Source organism: Nocardia sp. NPDC055053 (genome assembly GCF_053608285.1).
This window is the reverse complement of the sequence record NZ_JBSGVD010000011.1, coordinates 123063-143670: the sequence shown is the minus strand read 5'-3', so window position 1 is coordinate 143670 and position 20608 is coordinate 123063. Positions and strand designations below refer to the sequence as shown.

The window sequence follows — 20608 nt, the reverse complement described above, 5'->3', positions numbered from 1 at the left end:
GTAATCACGCATGGCAGAACTTCCCGCAGAGCTCGCCTGGCTGAAATACCCCGCGGGCATGGAGTGGCCCGCGGGTGAAGAAGACCAGCTCTGGGGGCTGGCCGGCGACTGGAAGCAGGCGGCCGCCGAGCTGCGCGAGATCCTCGACGACATCGATGCGGCCAAAGCCGCATCGCTGACCGCGTATCCGGTCGGCAAGGGCGTCGAGGAGATGATCAAGGGCTTCGACTCGATGCGCAGCGGCGACGGGTCGGAGAAGGATCAGTCGCTGGAGAAGCTGGCCGAATACTTCGAGGCGGTCGGCAAGTCGGCCTACGACGCAGGCACCGAGATCGAGTACACGAAGATCATGTTCGTCTCGTCGCTGGCGCTGCTGGCGGCCGAGATCGCGCTGTGCTGGATACCGCCGACGCCCGCGTCACCGGGGTTGCAGGCCGCCGCGATCGTGCTGACCCGCATCGCGGTCCGGCTCATCGGGCAGGCGGCGACGCGGGCCCTCGTGCGTATCGCCCGGCAGGCGGTCATCAAGACGATCCTGAAGTTCCTGGCCAGGCACGTGGCCATCGACCTCACCCTCGGTACCTTGCAGGAACTCGGAACGCAGGCCTGGCAGGTCGGTCAGGGCCACCGCGACGAGATCAATCACCGGCAGCTGCTGGTCACCATGGTCAGTTCGGCCGCCGGTGGCGCGGCGGCGGGGCCGTTCGCCGGCTGGTTGGGCGACAAGGTCATCAAGGATCAGATGAACCGGTGGCTCAAGGCCGCGATCACCGGGCCCGCCGCCGGTTTGCTGGGCGCCGAGGTGGGCAACCTGGCCGCGATCGGCACGCAGTTCGGAATCGACTGGCACGACAAGGGTCTCGACAAAGCGTGGGACAACGCGACGAACAGCCTCATGAATCACGACCCGCTGATGTTCACCGCGGGCGCGTCCAACGGCCTGCTGTCCAGCTTGAGCGGCACCGGCGCGCACGCGTTCAAGAACCGGGGGATCACCACGCCGGGCGTCGACACGATGAGCGCGCCGAGTCTGGGCGAGCAGATCGACGCCATCGTCGGCATCAACCGGCCCGACGGCGGTGAGGGTGGAGGCGACGGCGCCGGGGAGGGCGAGGGTACCCGGACCGACGATGGCGCCGGGGAGGGCCGTGGCACCCGGACCGACGACGGCGCGGGGGAAGGCACCGGGGATGGCGGGGCGACTCGCACCGACGATGGTGCGGGGGAAGGCCGGGGCACCCGTTCCGACGACGAGACGGGGCAGGGCGAGAGCACCCGCGCCGGTGACGGGACGCGGGGTGGCGAGAGCGGTTCCACCGACTCCCGCAACGAGGGGTCGACGCGAGCCAGTGGCGCTGGGCTCGGTTCCGGCGGTAACGACGGGTCGACGATGCGGCCCGCCGCCGCCAGTGGGGCGGGCGGTGATTCCGGCGCCGGAGCACGCGGCGAGGCCGGTGACGGCGGGAACAAGCAGGCCACTGCCGAGGGTGACGACGCGGCCGCTGGCGGGCGGGCTGACGATGCCGCGGGCGCCCAGCGCACCGGCGAGGATTCGCGCGCCGACGATTCGCGCGCCGACGGGGTGCAGGCGGATAACGGCGGCCGATCCGCGGAGGAACCGGCGGCAGCGAATCGCGTTGATGGAGAGTCGGAGTCAGCGTCGGCGCGGGGCACCGAGGCGAATGGCGGCCAGCGGGCGGGGATTCCGCTCGGTGCCGATGGGCTGCAGGGCGCCGACCTCGGTATCCGGGGGAGCGCGGAAACCGGCGCTTCGGTGTCGGCCGTCGCGGACAGCGACGCGAGCAACGCGGCGGTCGCCGGTGCGGCGCCGGTTGTCGCGCACGCGGCTCCGGCGGCCGCCAATCCCGCGCCCGCGACGAACGCCCCGGTCGGTGGCGAAACACGCGGCACCCCAGCGTCTTCCGGCCCCACTCGCGGCGTCACTCCTGACTTGCGACAGGCGGGGGCGGACACATCCTCGGCGCTGCGGTCCGGCGACGGTGTCACCGACTCTGCCGCCGATTCGACGGCGCACTCGGCGCGGGATTCGACCGCGGACTCGGCGCGGGACTCGACATCCGATGCCCCCGATGAGTCTTCGGCCGAATCGTCACGTGCTGGTACGGCCGACAATGCCGCCGCCGCTCCGGCTGGTGGCAGCCGAGCGGGTCTGGCGGATGCGGGCAGGGCCGGTGCGGACAGTCAGCCGACGGTGCGCGCCGAGCACGCCGACAGCGAGGCGGCGAGCGCTCGCGACGTCGCCCAGGCCGGGGAATCTCGTGGCGCCGAGCCGGCCGCGGGCAATCTCGACGATGCTGTGGCGCCGGTTCTTCCGGTCGCCACGGGTGAGGGCGCGCCGCCGCACCGGCCGCGGCGGCGGGCGGGTATCCCGCTCAACGATCCGGGCCCGGTCGGCACCGTCGACACCGGACGCGCTGATCAGAGTTCTGACTCCGATGCCGGAACAGACCGTAGTACACCGGATTACCGCTACTTCCTGCCGAACGGCCAGGGCGTCGTCTACACGCCGACCGCCACGTCCATCGGTAACGACACCAGTACCCACAATGTCCGCAACAACCTTCGCAACGAGGGCGCTCACGACGTCATCGTGCACGGCAGCAGGTCGGGACATCCGATCCCTGGCCGCAGCGACCGCGTCGATCCGGCGGTGATCGTCCAGGCGATCCGGGATAATCCCGACTACGTGCCCGGTACCCCCATCCGGCTGATCTCCTGCCACGCCGGTGCCGACGGCAGCTGGGCAAAGCAACTGTCCGATCTGCTCGGCGCGCCGGTGCAGGCACCGACCCTGGAAGTCGGCACGACGAACCTCCCCGACCAGCCCGCGCAACTGGTCGGCGGTAAATGGGAGACGTTCGGACTGGTCGAGGGCGCCGCCGGGATCGCCGCAAGTGACGGTGTGCCGAATTCGGCTGATTCCGCCCGGCCGCCGAGAGATTTCGGCGATCTCGTCGACAACGACCAGATGGGTGAGCAGGGCAGGTCACGAGCCGAGCTGGAGGCAGCACTCGGTGGCCCGCTGCACGACTTCCCCGATCCCGGCGGCGGCCTGCCCCGGCACCAGGGGATCGTCGACGAGCTGATGCACATGGCCAGGGACGCGGACCCACGCGACATCGCCCGTGGTGCGGGCCCGCGCGCCTTCGTCGTCGACCAGTTCGTGAGCCCCGGCCAGGGACTCGTCGTCGGCGGCAAGCCCTACGCCATGGTTGTCGGTCTCGATCCCGCGACCGGGCAGCATCGCGTCGAGATCCTCGACCCGAACACCGGTACGCGTCATCCGTATCCGATGCCGACACCGCGTGATCTGCATACCGTCTCGGCGGTTCTGATGGATTCCCAGGGCAATGCGGTGCCACCGCGTGCCGCGGACCCGCGACAGTCGTGGGGTGACCGTGATTCGGCGCCGCAGGCCCCGGTCACGCCAGACCAGCCGGCTACGCCCAGCGACCCGCGGACCCCGGCCGCCGACCCGCGATTGCTGCTTGCCGCGGATCGTCACAGTCCGATATCGGCCGCCGACCAGGCGAATAGGGCGGGCGACGTCGTCGACCATATCCGCCGGACGCTGGCCGAGCCGGGCGCGATCGATCCGAGCGGTGACCTGACGAGCCTGCGTAACCAGGTGGACGGGCTTATCTCCCGGCTCGACGGCGAACTCGGTGACCGGCTCGCCCCGGCCGACGCCGCGACCCGGCGGGCGATCATCGCCGACGCGGTCGACCAGCTCATCGCGAGAACCTCGCCGGACGCCGTGCGTGACGCGATCCAGGGCGCCGTGCGTGACCACAGCGCATGGGAACCGCTGGCGCGCGACGACTCCACGGATATCGCGGAGCCGCCGCTGCGGTTCTACGATCCAGATCAGGCGTACGAGGCAGGCCGCAATCCCGACCTGGAGCGGGACGCGCCGTTCGGGCCCGCGGCCGACGAGAACGGGCCGCTTCCTGAGCAAGACGGTGCGGGCCCGCCGCGCACACTCGCGGAATTGCGGCGCGAGCGGCCGGGGATGTCGTTCGACGATCTGCTCGCGCTGCGGGACGCGTCGTATCGGGAGGCGGGGATCGAGCCGCCGCCGCTGTCGCGGGAGAGCCTCGACAATCTCCTGCGCGACGTCTGGGCCAACCGCGACTCGGTGCGCGACCCCATGGATGTCTACGACCTCTACTCGGGGGCAGCGGAACCCAATGTCGCGAGCGATCCAGACGGGTACATTCGCGCGGTCGGCGACATCGTGGACACGCCGTCGCAGGCCCGCAAGGCGATGCTGCAGGGTGGCAGCAACCTCCCGATGGAGCCTGGCCAAAGCGATGCGCTCGGGATGATTCCGTGGCACTTCGTGCACTTCCAGCGCACGGGCGACCCGGGCAGCATCGAGGTCGGGTACCGGGTGTACGTGAACCCCAGGATCGATGCCGCGCCCGCGTTGATGCGCGATCTGGTGCACGAGATCATCGACCGCCCCGATGCCTTCCCCGGTGTTCGCACGGCGAAGATCACGTCGCCGACGGCGGAACGGTCCGACGCGATCGTGGTCTACGTGCGCGATCTCGACGACGTGCAGCAAGTGACCCGATGGCTCAGCGACTACCGCGATCGGGCCGGTGACGTCTTCCTCTTCGACGCGCCGCCGATGACGCAGCAGGTGATGGAGGGCGTCGGCGTCGGCGCCCACCACAAGGGCAAGAGCTTCGGCTACGTGCGGGCGACCGCGATCCAGCTGGCGCTGGACGCGGTACAAGCCAACGGCGGGAACTACGCGGACTTCCTGGCCGAAGTGCAGCGTCAACTGCCTGCCGCGGGCGTCGACCCGGACACCCCGCATCTGCGCGCCACGGAACCCCCGCGACAGGCATGGCCGGATCGACGCGATGGTTTCGATCGGATGGGCGAGGACGAACCCGTCGGACCGGACGCCGACGATGACGGCGACTCGGGCCGCACACCGCCCGAGGACCGCACCGGCCGCGACGACGACAAGACCCCCGCCCAGCGAGCCGCCCGGATCCGCGCCGAACTGGCCGACCTGCGCGCCGACATCGAAGCGAACCGGGCCGAATTCCTGCACGGACTAGCCGATTCGATAGCCCAGTCCGACCCGACCGCCCACGAAGGCGAGTCGGCCGACTCCGCACGCGGCCGCGCCTGGCAGGCCGACTGGAACACCCGCCAGCACAGAGCCGACGCCGACCTGCTGTGGACCTCCGCCGGCGGACGCCCGGAAGCCCCGGTGCCGACACCGGACCCACCTGTCGGTCCGGCGACCGAAGGACCCACCGTCACGCCGGATCCGTCGACGCCGGATCCACGGGTCGGGTGGATGACCGATGGCCCGACTGCCGCGCCGGAGCCTTCTGGCCCCGATCCGCGTGTGGGTTGGATGATGGATCCGCCTGTCTCGCAGCCTGACCCGGCGACGCCGGACCCTCGGGTCGGGTGGATGACCGATGGCCCGACTGCCGCGCCGGAGCCTTCTGGCCCCGATCCGCGTGTGGGTTGGATGATGGATCCGCCTGCCTCGCAGCCCGATCCGGCGAACCCGGACCCGCGCGTCGGCTGGATGATGGATCCGGATGGCGATGCCGGGCAACCGGATCCGGATGCACAGGGTCCGCGGCCCGATCTCGCGGCCGCCGACGACTGGGCCAAGGCCGAGTACGACCGGATGATGGAAGAGCGCAACCGGTTGGCGCGGGAGATGGAGTTCTGGCGCGCCAAGCGTGACGACCGGATCAACCGGTTGATGGGGATCGTCGACGCGGAAGCGGCGCTCGGTACTCGCGCGGACCTCGCGAATACGATGCGGCGCTTGGCTTCCGAGGAAGCCTCGCAGCCGACCAGTGTCGCGCCGATCGGCGAGGAGGCCGGCGGGCAGGTCAACCAGCGGCGGTCGCAGGCCGACGCGGCACACCGGCGGGAAATCGCGGCCAAGCTGGAAGAGGCCGCGCGCCGTGTCATCGATATGCGCGACGACCTCGCTGCTCTCGATCGGCAGATCGCGGAACTGGAGGTCAGCGGCGCTCTCGACGGCAGGCCGCCCAGCGCCGACGCCGCCGCCGAATTGGACAGGCTGGCGCGTCAGCGGGCCAACGAGCTGTTGCGGATCAAGCCGCGCCGTGGCATGCGTGACGATCTGGCCGAGCGTTTCGGGCTCATCGACGAGGACGGCGTGATCGACGAGGCCGCGCTCGCACCGGAGAACCTCGCCGCGACGATCGATCGACTGCGCACCGACCATCCCGGCGGCCGCACCGCCGAGATCGACGCCATCGCCCTCGCGGCCCGGGATGTGAACGAGGCGCACAACCGGATCGGCCGCCTCCAGGACGAAATGGCCAGGGCGGCAGGCGCCGCCAGGACCGATGTCGAAGCAGGCGGCGGCCGGATGGAGACCAGGCACGTCGGCATCATCGACGGGCAGCCGCCGCGGATCGTCGTCTACGGTCCGCGCGATCAGCCCGGCTACATCCCGCGTGAGGAGGGGCTCTCCGATCACGAGCACGCCCTGCGGCACGCGCTGAGCACCAACGATGCCGTGGTCAGGGCATTCACCCGGGACCACGCGACGGTGGAGTTCCGCCGGATCACCGCCGACCGCGAAGGCAACTCCCAGGTCGACCCGGTGCCGGACAACGGACTGCAATTCCAGCGCAGGACAGTCGATTACACGATCTCCGACAACTTCGGCGGTGACGTGCGCCTCGACATCGCGCGCTGGCGTTCCGGCGACGGGACGTGGCACGACGTCAATCCGGATCGCACGCAGTGGGAGAACCATCGTGGCTCCGACCGCACCCCCAAGCATTTCGAAGGCAGGCCACTGCCGGAGGGCGTGAGCAGTGTCGGTGTCTCACCGACGCAGGCGGCCGTCGTCGACGCGATCAGCGGTTCGTCCGGGCAGCCGGGCATCAACGAGGCGTTCCTGCCGAAACTCCCCGGCGGTCTTTCGCCGTTGAATCCCGGCATGGACAGTCACGCCGACCCGGTTCCCGAGGCCGCGTCGATGCTGCTGCGGATCACGCTGGAAGTGCTGAAGTTCTCCGGCTGGTCGTTGTTCCAGGACCCGAACAATCCCGAACGGGTCAAGCCGGGATTCAAACCGAAGCGACTCATCCACCGGTTCACCGCCGAACAGCAGCCGTTCGTCAACCCGCCCGCCGCCGATGACATCGTCGGCCGCGATCCTGCCGATGCCGTGCGGACATGGAGCGCGCAGGCCGAGCGCCGTGCCGAGTGGGAGCGGGTACAGCGCTGGGCCGACGAACAGTACGAGACGTTCCTGCGCGACGACAGCGACGTCGCGGCGATCGCCGACACCCTGCGTCAGCAGCGCGCCGACGACCAGCGCACCCGGGCGCGGGAGATGGTCGACGCGGTCAAGCGCGCACTGGACGAGGCCGCCGCGCAACTGCCCGGCGACGGCGATGCCGCCACCCGAAGGCAAGGACTGATCGACCAGGTCAAGGCGCTCACCGCCGACCCCGACGTCCGTTTCAGCCGCGACGACACGGAGGGCGATGCCCGCCGCGAGCGCGTGCGGCAGGTGTTCGACTGGCTGGACTCGGGTGTCCACCCGCACATCATCGCCGATTCGATCGCCGACCAGATGCCCTCGCGGCTGCCCGAGCTCACACCCGAGAACGTCCAGCAGATCAAGCGGCTGCTCATGCAGGACTCGTTGCTGATGACCGACCCGGACTCCGGTCAGCACCGCTGGCGTCCCCTGGATCGGCTCGCGCACGTCGCCGAGGCCTGGGACCGATTGATCCGCGGCGAGCCGAAGCCCGGCGACCTGTTGCTGATCAGCGATGCCTGGGAGTGGTCGCAGCGGCTGCGCGCCGGCTACGAGGCCAACGACTTCACCCGCACCTGGGACGAATTCCAGGATTTGGTCGCACGCTCGCCGGGCGACGATGTCACTGCCAACCAGCGGCGGTTCGACATCCTCACCTGGGAGGAGATCCAGAACCAGGTGTCGCGGCTGCCGGGCGACCACTGGGACGGCAACCGGGAGCCGCTCACCGAATGGCGCGCGGACATCCGGTACGAACCGCCGCAGCACCACAACCGCCAGGAGAACGGACCGGAGGAAGACGGACCGGAAGCCACCGGCGGTGTGCCCGCAGAGACTCCGCCGTCGCGTCCACCGGCCGCGCCAGGCCAGGCATTGCGGGAGCCTGCTCCCACACCGTCGTTCGATCGGATGGGCGACGACGATTCGACGGATACGGGCGCCGACCCGACCCCGCCCCGCGTCACGAACCAGGATCCGGTGCCCGCCGGAATGTTCCGCGGGCAGGACGGTCTGCTGCATCGTCCCGGCGATCAACCGGACAGCTACCGTGACCCCGACGGCACCTGGCATCACGTCGACGACGCCCCGAACACATACCGCGACAAGAGCTTCGGCTACCACGACGCCGACACCCACTGGTTCCTGCGCGATCATCTCAGTGCCTCGGAGTACGAGTTCCACGTGCAGAAGGGTGACTCGGCCGAGTACACGGTCATCGATCCCGACCTCGCGCGGCAACTGCGCGACGCCTCCACCCTCCGGCTGGCGCTGCAAGCCGAACGGGATCCGATCGGTGACACTGTCAAACGCCTCATGGGCGATTTCGATATCGAGCGCATCGCCGATCTGGCGGCCGAGCGCCTCGGTCCCGAGATCCAGCGGCAGCAGGCCAGGGTCGAAGCCGATCCCACGCTCAGCGAGGCGGACCTGGTCGACAAGCTCATCAAGCTCGCCGACCTCGAGGCGGCGGCGACCAAGTACAACGACCTCGGTCCGAAGCTGGTCGAGGCGTCCAAACAACTCGGCGAGCTGGCGGGCCGGGCGTTCGCGCTCGATCCGCAGCTCCGGCCGAGTGCCGTCCTGCTGTCACCGTATGTCGGCGCGTTCGACGGTGCCGGGACGGTCGACATCGCCTCGATGGTGCGCGCTGTCGACGGTCAGCCGCCGACGCTGGTCGTCGTCGAGGCCAAGGGTGTCGGGTCGACGCTGGGTGGATCGAAGAAGGCGCGGGCGGAACAGGGTTCGCCGGAGTACCTGCGGCGCACCCTGGCGATGGACCGCAATCTGCGGGTGATCCTCAACGAGACGCCCGCCGAGATGGCGGCGCGGGGTCTTGACCCGGACAGCGAGGCGGGCCGGGCACTGATCGAGGCGGTGCGCGAGCTGCGCGAGGCGCAGCGCGACGGCACGTTGAAGGTCGAGTACCATCTGGTGCACGCGTCTGCGCGCGGCGAGGTCACGGTGACCGAGTTGCTGCTCGAGCGTGACGGCGTCAACCTGCTCGCCGATGTCCCGCTGCCCATCGCCGGATTCGACACGATGGGCGGGGACGACGATCTCATCCATCTCGGGGATCGGAGCGACGAGGTTCCGTTGCCGCGTGACGGGCAGCCCTACGGCTGGCTGCTCACGCCGATCGACCCGGCGACGGCGGAGGTGCGAGATCTGCTCTCGCGCACCGAGGTCGGCGGCGAATCGCTGGCTGTCCTGGATTCCGTCGACGCGGGTCTGCGTTTCGACGACACCGGGCCCACCTCGTTCGACGGGCGCACGATGGAGGTGTTCGTCGGCGCCGACGGCCACGACCGCGTCGCCCAGGCCGACGCTGTCGTGCGCGCCGCCGCACTCGCCGACGCGGTGCGCGGCGGCCGGGTCGAGACGATGCCGTCGCAGATCCGGGCGCTGGACCGCGACGATCACATCGCCGCCCGGGTGCGCGCCGAGGCCGAAGCGCTCGGCAGGCAGGCCGAATTCCACCGTGAGGTCGGCGCGGCCGGTTACGATCCGCTCAGCGGCACCCGTGATCCGGTGGACACCGCGGTGCGCAGGACCCTGGACGCGGCCTACCTCGCGGCCTACGACGCCGCCGTCGGCCAGGACCCGACGCGCAGCCCGGAGCAGTCGCGTGACATCGGCAGGGCAGCAGGCGTCGCCCGGCTGCTCGAGCACGAATTGTTCGACACCCCTGATGGTTTCAGCCGTCGCGACGAGGCCGCCGCCGAATGGGACGCGGCCAGGAACCCCGTACCGCGCGACGGCCTCGACGAATACGTACCGTCCGACCGCGACACGGCCCGCGAACTGGACCGGCTGATCCGTGATCAGGCCGCCGTGTCGCGCACCCTGATGCGGGTCGAAGCCGAGTGGGATCGGGTCCGCGATCGCCTGGTTCGCGCCTTCAACCTGCCCGCCGACGAGTTGCCGGCCACCCGTCGCGAGATCAGCGACACCCTGCTGCGCCGCGCGATGGACATCGACATCTGGCACGGCATGGACAACGCGCTCCTGCTCAACGACCTCACCGCGCAGCACACCAGGGCGACGGTGGATCGGGCCCGCGTCGTCGACGAGATCACCGACACCGTCCGGCGTGACCTCGCACAGCACGACGACGTGCAGGCCGATATCCGTGTGCACGGCGACGAATCCGGTGTGCTGCACGTGTTCCGGGCTACCGGTGAGCTCCATGACGCTCGCACCGACGTCGTGCCGGCGGCATGGTCGGCCGATCCGGTGCTCACCAGGGAGGCGCTGGCCAGAGCCGGCGTCGATCACGCGGCGCTGGTCGACCACGTGAACCGGCTCTACGTGGAACCGGTCAAGCTGCTCGACGGCTGGCGGCGCGGGACACCGCTGGACCGCATGGGCCGGTGGACGGTCGAGCAACTCGCCGGGCGTGGCGTGTCGGTCCGCTTGACCGTCGAGCCCGAATTCCGGTGGATACCCGCGACTTCCGACGACCCGGGGACGGCTCCGAGCTATGACCCGGTCACCAACACCGTGGTACTCCATCGCGACGCGCCGCGGCGGCGGCAGGCCGAAGACCTGGTGTTCGCCGCGCGGATGGCCGACCTCATGGCCGACGTCGACGGGTTGCCCGAGCGATTCACCCTCAGCCGGGACGAATACGCCGACCGGATGGCCGATCGTGTGGCCGACGCGTTCGCGCTGTCGTTCCGCTACGACGCCGAGCGCAGCGAGATCATCGGCGTCGGTGACCGAACACCGCTGCGGCGCGCCTATGACGAGGCGTACGACAGCGCGTTGGCGACGGCGAAGAAGGCCTACGAGAAGCTCGGCACCGTCACCTCCGACGAACTGTTCCAGGCGGCCGCGCACCGGGCGGGCGTTCGTGCGGTGCGCGCCGCCCTCAGCGATATCGGACCGCGTGTGGACGGGCGCGGCTATCGCGATCACTTCGGCGCCGACTGGGATCGTGCCCGCGGTATTACGCCACCGGTCGCCGGATCCGATCGTGCGCCGCAGGCGACCGGCCGCAAGGACGCGCGCGCACCGTATCTCGCACTCGAGATCGAGACCCTGCGCGCGATGCGGGACATGGGCGACTACGTACCGGTCAGCCCGGCCGAACGCGCGTACGCCGACGCCTACGACAAGGCCGACACCAAAGCCGAACGCGCCCGGCAGCGCAACGCCGACGCGCCGCCGCCCGAGCGGGTCGCGGCCGAGGCGGGTCGAGACGCGGTGCGGCGCTACCTGAATCGCGTCGGGCCCGAGCACGCCGAGATCGTCCTCGATGTGGCACGGGCAGGCGGGGACAGCGCGACCGCGTACTGGGGCAGGCCCGAGGTCGCGGATCGGGTGGAGGTGCCGGTCGCCCCCGACGAGAGGATCACCAGAGACTTCGCCGATCGGGCGCTGACCAGGGACATGGAACTGGATCCCGACGGTGTCCGGCTCACCCCCACTATCGCCGAATTCCGGCAGCAAGGCTTGTTCAGCTGGCGCAGCCTGCACGTCGTCGCCGAGCCAGGGGGACATCTCGACGCACTGCACGAGCTGGCGGCGACGCGGCCCGAGTACTCGACCGCGGTGTGGAACATCCTCGAACACAGCGTGCAGTTCGCGGTTCCGGAGCCGGGACCCGGTGGGGATCCGGTGCTGCGCTACATCAGCGAAGCCGATGCCCTCGGCGCACTCCGTCGTCCCGAGGGCGACGAAGGTCTCGCCCAGATGCTCGACCACTACCTGCGCTACCGCCAGGAAGGTTCGACGAACCTGGGCTTCGGCGACTGGCTCGAGCAACTGGGACCGCACTACATCGACAGCCCCGAGCAGACCGAGCGCAGGCGGCGGTCGGAGCTGCCGGAGAATCGCGACGCGGTCGTGCGCTTCCGTGGCGACCTGTACTACCCCGGCCTTCGTGCCGCGGCCTCGCCCGACGGCCCGCTGCCCGCGGCGCCGCACCCGGCGGAAGTCGCGCATCGCCTTGCCACCCGCCGGATTCCGCTGCTGCCCGCGGCGGGGGAGTACCCGCCGCACTTCCGGCGGCAATCGTTCACGCTCGGCCCGATCCGGGTCGACGCCTACCTCGAGCCCGACGGTCACGGCCGGTGGCGAGTACCCGCGCCGCGCGGCGACGCCTCGCTCTCCGACGTCCTGGCGACCCGGTTCCAGGGGCTCACCGACGGTGATCCGGTGCAGCTGGTCAACCGGATCACGCGGATGCTCGAGAACCCGGCGGCGGACCTGAACGACCGGAGTCAGCCGCGTGGACGCTTCGGGCGGTTCATCGATCGGCTGCCGTTCGGCTCGTCTCCGGACCCCGCCGGACCCGTCGTCGACCGGATGGCGTCGAGCGAAACGGAGCCGGGTTTCGACCGGATGGGCGACGGATTCCAGCTGCGGCCGCCGGACGAGATCGACAGCCTCGACGCGCAGGAGGCGCGGCTGCTCGGCGTACCCGGTGACGACGAATGGTCGGGGCTGAGCCCGGACCAGGTCGGCGCCCGCTTGCGCGACGAACTCGCCCGGATCCTCGACTACCCCGACATGGAGATGCTCGGGTTCGACCTGCCCGGCCTCAATTGGGTGGTCGTGCAGGAATTCGCCAGGGGCCTGGTGGATATGGCCACCCTGCACCCCGATGTCGACCTGCGCACGGTCTCGATCAAGTCGCTGCCGTGGACCGTGCTCGGACGCACCGAGAGCCGCCCGCTCGACACCGGCGGCTGGCGCAGCGAAGTCACCCTCAACTACGACCACGCGACCAGTGCCGACGCGTTGCGCGGGCACATTCGGGATGCGGCCGACGGCGGACACTTCTATCCGGTCGCGCTGACGCGGCCGGTGTACTACGTCGCGGTGCACGAATTCGGTCATGTGCTCGACGCCACCGGCAAGTTCAAAGCCCGCGTGGTCGCCGAGGCGCAGTTGCTCAGGGCCAGCAGGCTCGATCCCGACCGGAGTTACGGCGACTGGCTGGATCAGCTCAGCGAGTACAGCCTCGACGAGGGCATGCTCGATCCCGGCGAAGCACTGGCGGAGGCGTTCGCCCAGACGGTCATGCTGGGCACCGACGGTGTGAGCACACCCGTGCGCACCCTGCACGACCTGCTGATGAAGTACCGCGAGAATCCGGAACTCGACACGGCCGCCGATCTCGGGCCGACGACGTCCGACGCCGACCGGAACCGCGACGGCAACTTCGACGATCGCCGGGATGCCCCCGATGCGCGCCGCGATCTCGCCGAAGCGTCGTTCGACCGGCTCGGTGGCGAGTCCGACCCGGAGGACGGTGCGAAGAAGCCCGCGCGGTCGCCGGACGAGACCGACCCGGACGCCCCGATCGAGCCGACCGCCGTCGGTCACCCACCGCGGGTGACCATCGATGTCGACGGCGAACAGGTGCCGTTGAACGTGCGCCCGGACGGCGAGGACCGCTGGGAAGTCGTCGGCGAGAACGCGTCGCTGACCGACGCCGCGCCGACCTCACGGCTGCGCCGGGAATGGCAGTTCGTCCGCGAGTCGTGGCCCCAGCACGTGGAGCAGATCAAGTACCCGTCCGGCTCGCCCGTCGGTGACAGCAAGGGCCAGGCCGCGATCGCCGACGGCATCAGTGGCATCGCCGATCTCGTCGCGTCGTCCGGCGTTCCGCCCGCCGCTCCGGTCAACCCAACGCCGCCGTCATCGCCGGATACGCCGGTCATCCAGGCTCCGCCGGAAGCGGGCGGGCCGGATCCCACGTTCCTGCGGATCGCCCAGCAGCTGCCGATCTGGATCGCCAACCGCGAGAAGATCCCGATCCTGGGCAGGCTCTCCGCCCGGATGCGCGACTCGGCGGGCGAACACCTGCCGATGCGTCTGCCGGACGGCGCGGAGTATCAGCCCTGGTACTCCGATGTGAACGCCGACGATGTCCGGACCCAGGTCACCGGAGATCTCGAGGTCGCCCGCACCACACCCGGCGAGGCACGCGAGGCACTGTTGCTCGCCTTCGTCAATGCCGATGGCGGACAGCGGGACCGGATCATCGACGCGCTGCTCGAGCACGACCTGATCTCGCGCGACGACGCGGATCGGCTCGCCGACGAACCGCCTGCCACGGCACAGCTGCCCGAACCCGCCGGGCCGCGGCCCGAAGGGGAGACGCTCACCGAAGCCGCTCGACGGCTGCTCGGCATCGAGCTCCCGGACGAGTCGCTCACGACCGTGCAGCGGGTCATCGACGAACAGCAGTACCGTGCGATGCGGATGGTCGGCTCGATCGAGGGCCTGGCCGCCGCGGTCCAGCGGTTCATCGACGAGCAGACGATGCCGTACAGCCGGACCGATCTGCCCGGGGCACACCCGGATTCGGCCGGACTGCCGGGGCGGGCGGAGCCGGCGGCGATCGACGAGCCGGGCGGTCGTCGTGACGACGAGTTCGAGGACTTCGAGGACTTCGAGGGAACCAGGGAACGGCGGCCGGGCAGGTACGACGATCCCGATCCGACCGGCCGCCCGGTGCCGATCGGCGGCTCGGTCAGCTTCAACGACCAGAACCCGCTCGGCCGGCTCCGTGACGAGTTCCTGCGAGCCTTCGGCCACGATCCGGGGCTGCTCAACACCGTCCCGATCGGCAACGGCGCCGAGCCGCTGCCGGAGTGGGGCGACGCGGACGAGCTGGGCCGCGACGACGGCCTGCGCAAGTTCTTCGAGCACGCGTTGCGGCGTGATCAGCTTCGCGACGAGCTGGCGACGTGGGCGGCCAGCCGCGATGTCGGCATCGACGAGGTGGCCACCAGGGCCGCCGCCGACGCGCTGCTGGAGCGGCTGCGCGCCGAGAGCATCGCCCGCACGGCGCGGGTCGCCGAATTCGCCGCGGCGGCCGAGCGGTTGTTCTTCCCGGACAGCGACGAGAGTGCGCCGGTGGGTGCCCGGCTCGGTGATCAGGCGGTGCGGGTGCCGTTCGCGAACGGGCCGGAGCGGTTGATCATCGTCGACGGGTTGTCCTCCCGCGATCACGTGCTCGCGGGTCTGCTCGCGTCCGACCCTGACCTGGCCGGGCAGCTGGCCCGGGGCGAGCTGGTCGTCAACTATGGTGTGGCACAGACGGATTGGTCGGGTCAGGTGCGGGTCGAACCGGTCGAGACACCCGAGGTGCGGTACCGGCGCGAGGTGGTGGACGGCCGCGAACTGGCCGTCACATTGTTGCGCGACGGCGACGGTCCGTGGCGCGCGGTGCTCAACGCCGACGAGGTCGCTCCCACCCCGCCTGTCGATTCCGGCACCCCACCGCGCTCGCCGGCCGCCGTGCTGACCGATCTGGTGCGGACCGTGCGCGACCTCGGCCTGAACCCGCCTGCCCTGAACCCGTCTCAGCTCGCCGAGCTGATCCCGGATCTGCGCCTCGACAACGCGGTGCGCGCCACCCAGATCGAGGCACTGAGTGATTTCACCCGCTCCGCCAACGACATCCAGTCCTTCCACGACATCGGTGACGCGCGCAGTCACCTCGCCACCCGGCTCGGCCTCGGCCAGGCCGAGCTCACCCCGGACACGCTGGCCGCCGCCCTCTCCGACACATCGACGGCGCGGGCGCTGCGCACGCAGCAGATCGCCGACCTCGTCGCCTACGCCAAGCAGTTGCGTGAGATCGACCCCGCCGCGGTCGACGCCGCCCGCGACCAGCTGGCCATGCGGCTGGTCTCCGAGGACACCGCGCGCAGGCTGGTGCCGAAACGGTTCGTCGCCCGCGTGAACCTGGATCCACGGATCATGGCGCTGCTGCCACCTGGTTATGTCGACGCGCCCGACGGCAAGCGCGTCTACGCGGTGAGCAAGAGCGGGCTCTCGGCCAAGAAGCTGCGCAAGCTGTTCCGGATGCTGGAGCGCGACGGGCAGCACGCGCTGCTGCGCGAGGCCCTCACCGAGTACGCGACCGCGCTGCACCGGGTCGACGTGTATTCGGAGACCCCGCGCGGCGACGAATCCGCCGACCCCCGCGTCGTCGACGGCAGGCTGCCCATGCACGACCCCGAAGCGGTCTACAGCCTGCGTGACGTGGTCGCCGCCGCCATGCGCGGCCGGGACGACACCGATTTCGCCCGGGTGGTGGCCGAGGCCGCGGCCCGGCCTGACAGCGGCCCACTGCCGAGCGATCCGTCGCACCGCCCGACCGCGAGCCGGGACTGGGCCAGAATCGTCGGCGTCGACATCACCGACGCCGACGACGCCACCTTCCGCAAGGTCTACGAGGCCTACCGCGACGGCCGGATCGAACGACACGAGGGTCTGACCCCCGAGCAGCTGGTCGCCGAACTCGCCGCCCTGCGCGGCGAGATCCGCCTGCGCGCCGACCAGATCGACACCCTCGAACGCCTCCTCGCCGAACTCGACTCCGCCATGCGCGCCGAACCGGTGCCCACGGCCGGCCCCGGCCGGCTGCCGGGCGCTCCCGACCCGACTCCGCGAGATCCTGATTCGGGTCCCGACGGTGATCCCAACGGCTCGACCGGCCCGTCTGCCACCGGTGGAAACCAGCGTCCTCCCGGCGAGGTGCCCGACGAAACGCAGCCGAGCCGCAAGCCGGACAACCAGGTGCCGGATCCGCTGGCCCAGATCGACGCCGCGCTGGACCGCGAGTCGGCGGCGCTCGACAAGGCGTTCACCGACGCCGAGGAGAAGTCTGCGGCCGAGCACGATCGGATTGCCGATGATCTGGACCAGATCGATGGGGATATCGAGGCGCACGCCGAATACGTGGCGGCGGTGCGGAACCTCGAGCAGGCCCGGGAGGAAGCGCTCGCAGCTTTCGACGACGGCACCGCTGTCCCACCGCGCTCCGCAACCTCTACCCCTGAAGGCCCGGAATCAGCTGCCCCGTCGACCGGTGACGGCGCGACTGTCCCGCGGACCGCCGCAACTTCCGACCCCGACGATTCGGAACTTCCTGACCCGTCCGGCGACGACGGCACGTCCGTGCCACCGACGACCTCCGACCCCGACGAACCGGAATCTCCTGCGCCGTCCGCTGACAACGGCAACCCGGCTCCGCCGCACTCCGCGACCCCCGACGAAGACAACGCCACCCCGCGTCCCTCGACCCCCACCTTCCGCTCACACATCCCGCACCCCCCAAGGGAATTCGACCCCGAATTCCCAGACCTGTTCCACTACAAGCCAACCCCCTGGCCGAACTTGGACCTGAACCCCGTCGACCCGCAACCTCCCGTCCAGCCGCAACCCCCGGTCCCGCCGCAGCCCCCGACCCCACCCACACCACCAAAACCGCCGACTCCAACTCCGCCGGTGCCACCTACACCCACACCGGTGCCACCTACACCCACGCCTCCCGTGCCGCCGACTCCGACTCCGACGCCGCCGGTGCCGCCTACCCCGACGCCGCCGGTGCCGCCGACTCCGACTCCGCCGGTGCCGCCTACCCCGACGCCGCCGGTGCCGCCTACCCCGACGCCGCCGGTGCCGCCGACTCCGACTCCGACTCCGCCGGTGCCGCCTACCCCGACGCTGCCGGTGCCGACGCTGCCGGTGCCGACGCTGCCGATACCGACGCCGCCGATACCGACGCCTCCGGTGCCACCGACTCCTCCACAGCCGTGGCCGGTGCCGACACCGCCGTGGCCTACGCCTGGTCCCACGGACCCGTCGCCGATTCCTCCTGGCCCGTCGAAGCCGACGCCGCCGAACCCCACGGATCCGCCGACTCCAACTCCGCCGTGGCCGTGGCCGGTGCCCACACCACCGTGGCCTACGCCTGGTCCGACAGATCCGTCGCAGACACCTCCTACTCCGCCGTGGCCGTTGCCGGAATCGGAGAATCCGCGAACGCCGCAGTGGCCTACGCCCGGTCCGGCGGATCCGTCGACACCCACTCCGCCGTCGGCGTCGCCGGAACCTGGGAATCCGCCGACACCGTCGTGGCCTACGCCCGTGCCCACGGACCCGACGCCCTCGGTTCCTGCGCCGATGCCTAGCGACCCGGCATCGCCGGTGCCCAACCCGCCGTGGGCTACACCGTCGCAGTCAGGGCAGTGGCCGGTTCCTGTCGAGCCGATGCCGGAGCCTTGGCGAACACCGAATCCAGCGGAGCCGTCGCGGCCGTGGCCGTCGGAGCATGGGGCGACGCCTCATGGCCCTGCGTCGCCGGTGGCCACTCCACCGTGGCAGGCGTCGGCGTCACCGGAATCCAGGGTGACGCTGCCCGCCGAGTCGTCGTCTGCCGGTTCGGCGCCGAATGCTGCCGACACTTCGCCGTGGTCGACGCCTTCGCCGTCCTCGCCCGCGCAGAATCCGGCGGAGCAGTCGCCGGGTCCTCGGTGGTCGTCGCCTACGCCGCCGACCTCGACCTGGCCGGTGCCATCGGAGCAACCGCGTACCCCCGCTGCGGCGGGGCCTGGGGAATGGGCGTCGGCATCTCCGGGTTCGCCGGCGGAACCGTCGGAACCAACCACGCTCGCGCCGCGCCCACTGCCTACGCCACCGGTAGCGATTCCGGATGCGCCGACGCCGCCGACAGGTGTGCCTGTTTCGGTGAACGGGTTGGGTTCCGGTGCGCCGGATTCCGGTGCGGCGATGCCGTACGCGCCGATGGCACCGATGGCGCCGCCGGGGGCCGGTGGGCAGGAAGCCCGGCGTTCGGGGTGGGGTGATCGTGCCACGGGGAACGGGTATTCCTCGGCGGCGCAATCGGGGCAGAACGGGGCTATCTCCGTGCGGCCGTTCGTCGGTTACGGTGTGCGCGCCGAATTCGACCCGGTGACCGGAGCGCTGCGGGCTGCCGCACCGGGTGCCGATGGGCTGGGTGGTGTCTACGGTGATGTCGGCGGTGTTCCGGTGGTCTTCTACCGGGAACGCGCGGGGCTCGCGCTGCGGGTCGGCGATCGTATGATCGACCTCGATGGTCCGGTCGATATCGAGCACGGGCCGGTCGATCCGCGGCACACGCGGTTCGCGGTGACTGTCGGCGGTGGCCTGGTCTGCGAGCTGTTCTATCGATCGCTACCGCGGGAGATGGATCTCGGCGCACATGTCAAGCAGGTGCTGGCCGATCCGGCTGAGCGCGCCGGGATCTTTGCCCGATAACCACGCCCGAGACGACAACGAGGAGGCAGCATGCGCACGGACCATCCGGCCGAGGACGAGATTCGCGCCAATTTCGAGGAGATGGTCGCCTCCGTGTGCGGGGGCGGCGGGCTTCGCACCGACACCGGTCTGGACAACGAGACCGAGCTGGCCCTGTGGGCGATCGCGCGTGCCTACCCCGAGGTGCCCGCGGAACTGGTGACCGCGGCGCGCGCCGAATTCGCCGCCCAACTCGATGGTTCGCACAGGCGGGCGCGCAGGGAAGCGCTGGCCCGCCTGAGCGAAGAGCTCGACCGGAAGGCGAAGCAGTGACCGAATGGCGCATACCGTCGGCCACCGAGCTGACAGACCTGGCGACCGGGCTGCGCGACCTCGACTGGTCGTGGAATCTGGCCGATGCCGCCGAGCTCGCGGCGCGGTTCGGGTGGCGTGTGGTGGTGAGCAGACCGAACTGGGTCATGCTCGACACCGGCCTCGGCGTCGGCAGCGGCAAGGTGCACGGTGAGGACGGCAAGGCCGTGCGCGTCGAGACGCGGCTGACCGATTTCGTCGAGGAGAACACGGCGGGCACGGAGCGAATTCGCACGGCGTTCGCCGAGCTGGCCGGGGTACTGACCGACGTGCTCGGCGCACCGACCGCGCGAATCCCCGGCGAGTGGCCGCAGATTCGCTGGGCAGGCCCGGCGGCTACCGTGGTCCTCGCGCAGTCGCCGGTCTCGGTGGTGCTCTACCTGGTGACCAATGCCCGGCTGGCCATGGACGACCGCAGTATCGAGGTCGAGAAGCAGGCACAGCAGTGACCGGGTGGTCGGCCTTCACCGATGGTCTGGCCGGGCAACTCGCGGTGCTGAGCGCGGGTTCGGTCGTCATCGTCCACGAAACCCGCACGCGGTCCCCGCGATACGCGCAGTTCCGGCAGCTCGACGATCTCTTGCACGCGGAACTGGTGTGTGAAGCGGCGCTCGACGAGCCGTCGCGCGCCGGTGCCGCGGGTATCCAGGCGATCACCGAGGCGGGCTGGTCACCGCCCGCGGACGGTGCGGTCGGCAACTGGTGGATCGATACCCCGTGGCCGGCCACTCCCGCGCAGTACCGGAGTGTGGCCGAGATGGTCGTCGAGGGGTTGCGTACCGGCTTCGGCATCGCCGAGCCCGCGGCGTTGTCCTATGACGCGTGGGACGAGTCGTCCGGCAATCGCCCGTTGGATCTGCCCCTGCTCGGCCTACCGCGAGACTGAATACT

At 70.6% G+C, this 20608-nt stretch carries 4 protein-coding genes; all 4 read left to right on the top strand.

Translation table 11 applies throughout. From position 1 onward, the window contains the following. Positions 1–10: 10 nt before the first annotated feature. The 4 genes from ACWF82_RS14505 to ACWF82_RS14490 are packed head-to-tail and all read left to right on the top strand — an operon-like array spanning position 11 to position 20603. Positions 11–19366 (top strand): WXG100-like domain-containing protein, encoded by a 19356-nt coding sequence (locus ACWF82_RS14505; protein WP_452501331.1) that lies wholly within the window; start codon positions 11–13, stop codon positions 19364–19366. Between the two features lie 30 nt (positions 19367–19396). After that, positions 19397–19678 (top strand): hypothetical protein, encoded by a 282-nt coding sequence (locus ACWF82_RS14500; protein WP_452501329.1) that lies wholly within the window; start codon positions 19397–19399, stop codon positions 19676–19678. After that, positions 19675–20166 (top strand): DUF6301 family protein, encoded by a 492-nt coding sequence (locus ACWF82_RS14495; protein ID WP_452501327.1) that lies wholly within the window; start codon positions 19675–19677, stop codon positions 20164–20166. Before ACWF82_RS14500 ends, ACWF82_RS14495 begins: the two co-directional genes overlap by 4 nt. Next, positions 20163–20603, top strand: coding sequence for a TY-Chap domain-containing protein (locus ACWF82_RS14490; protein WP_452501325.1), 441 nt, complete (start codon positions 20163–20165; stop codon positions 20601–20603). Before ACWF82_RS14495 ends, ACWF82_RS14490 begins: the two co-directional genes overlap by 4 nt. Positions 20604–20608: the final 5 nt, after the last annotated feature.

Coding starts and splice junctions, on each gene's coding strand:
- ACWF82_RS14505 (WP_452501331.1), top strand. CDS start 11: ATGGCAGAACTTCCCGCAGAGCTCGCCTGGCTGAAATACCCCGCGGGC.
- ACWF82_RS14500 (WP_452501329.1), top strand. CDS start 19,397: ATGCGCACGGACCATCCGGCCGAGGACGAGATTCGCGCCAATTTCGAG.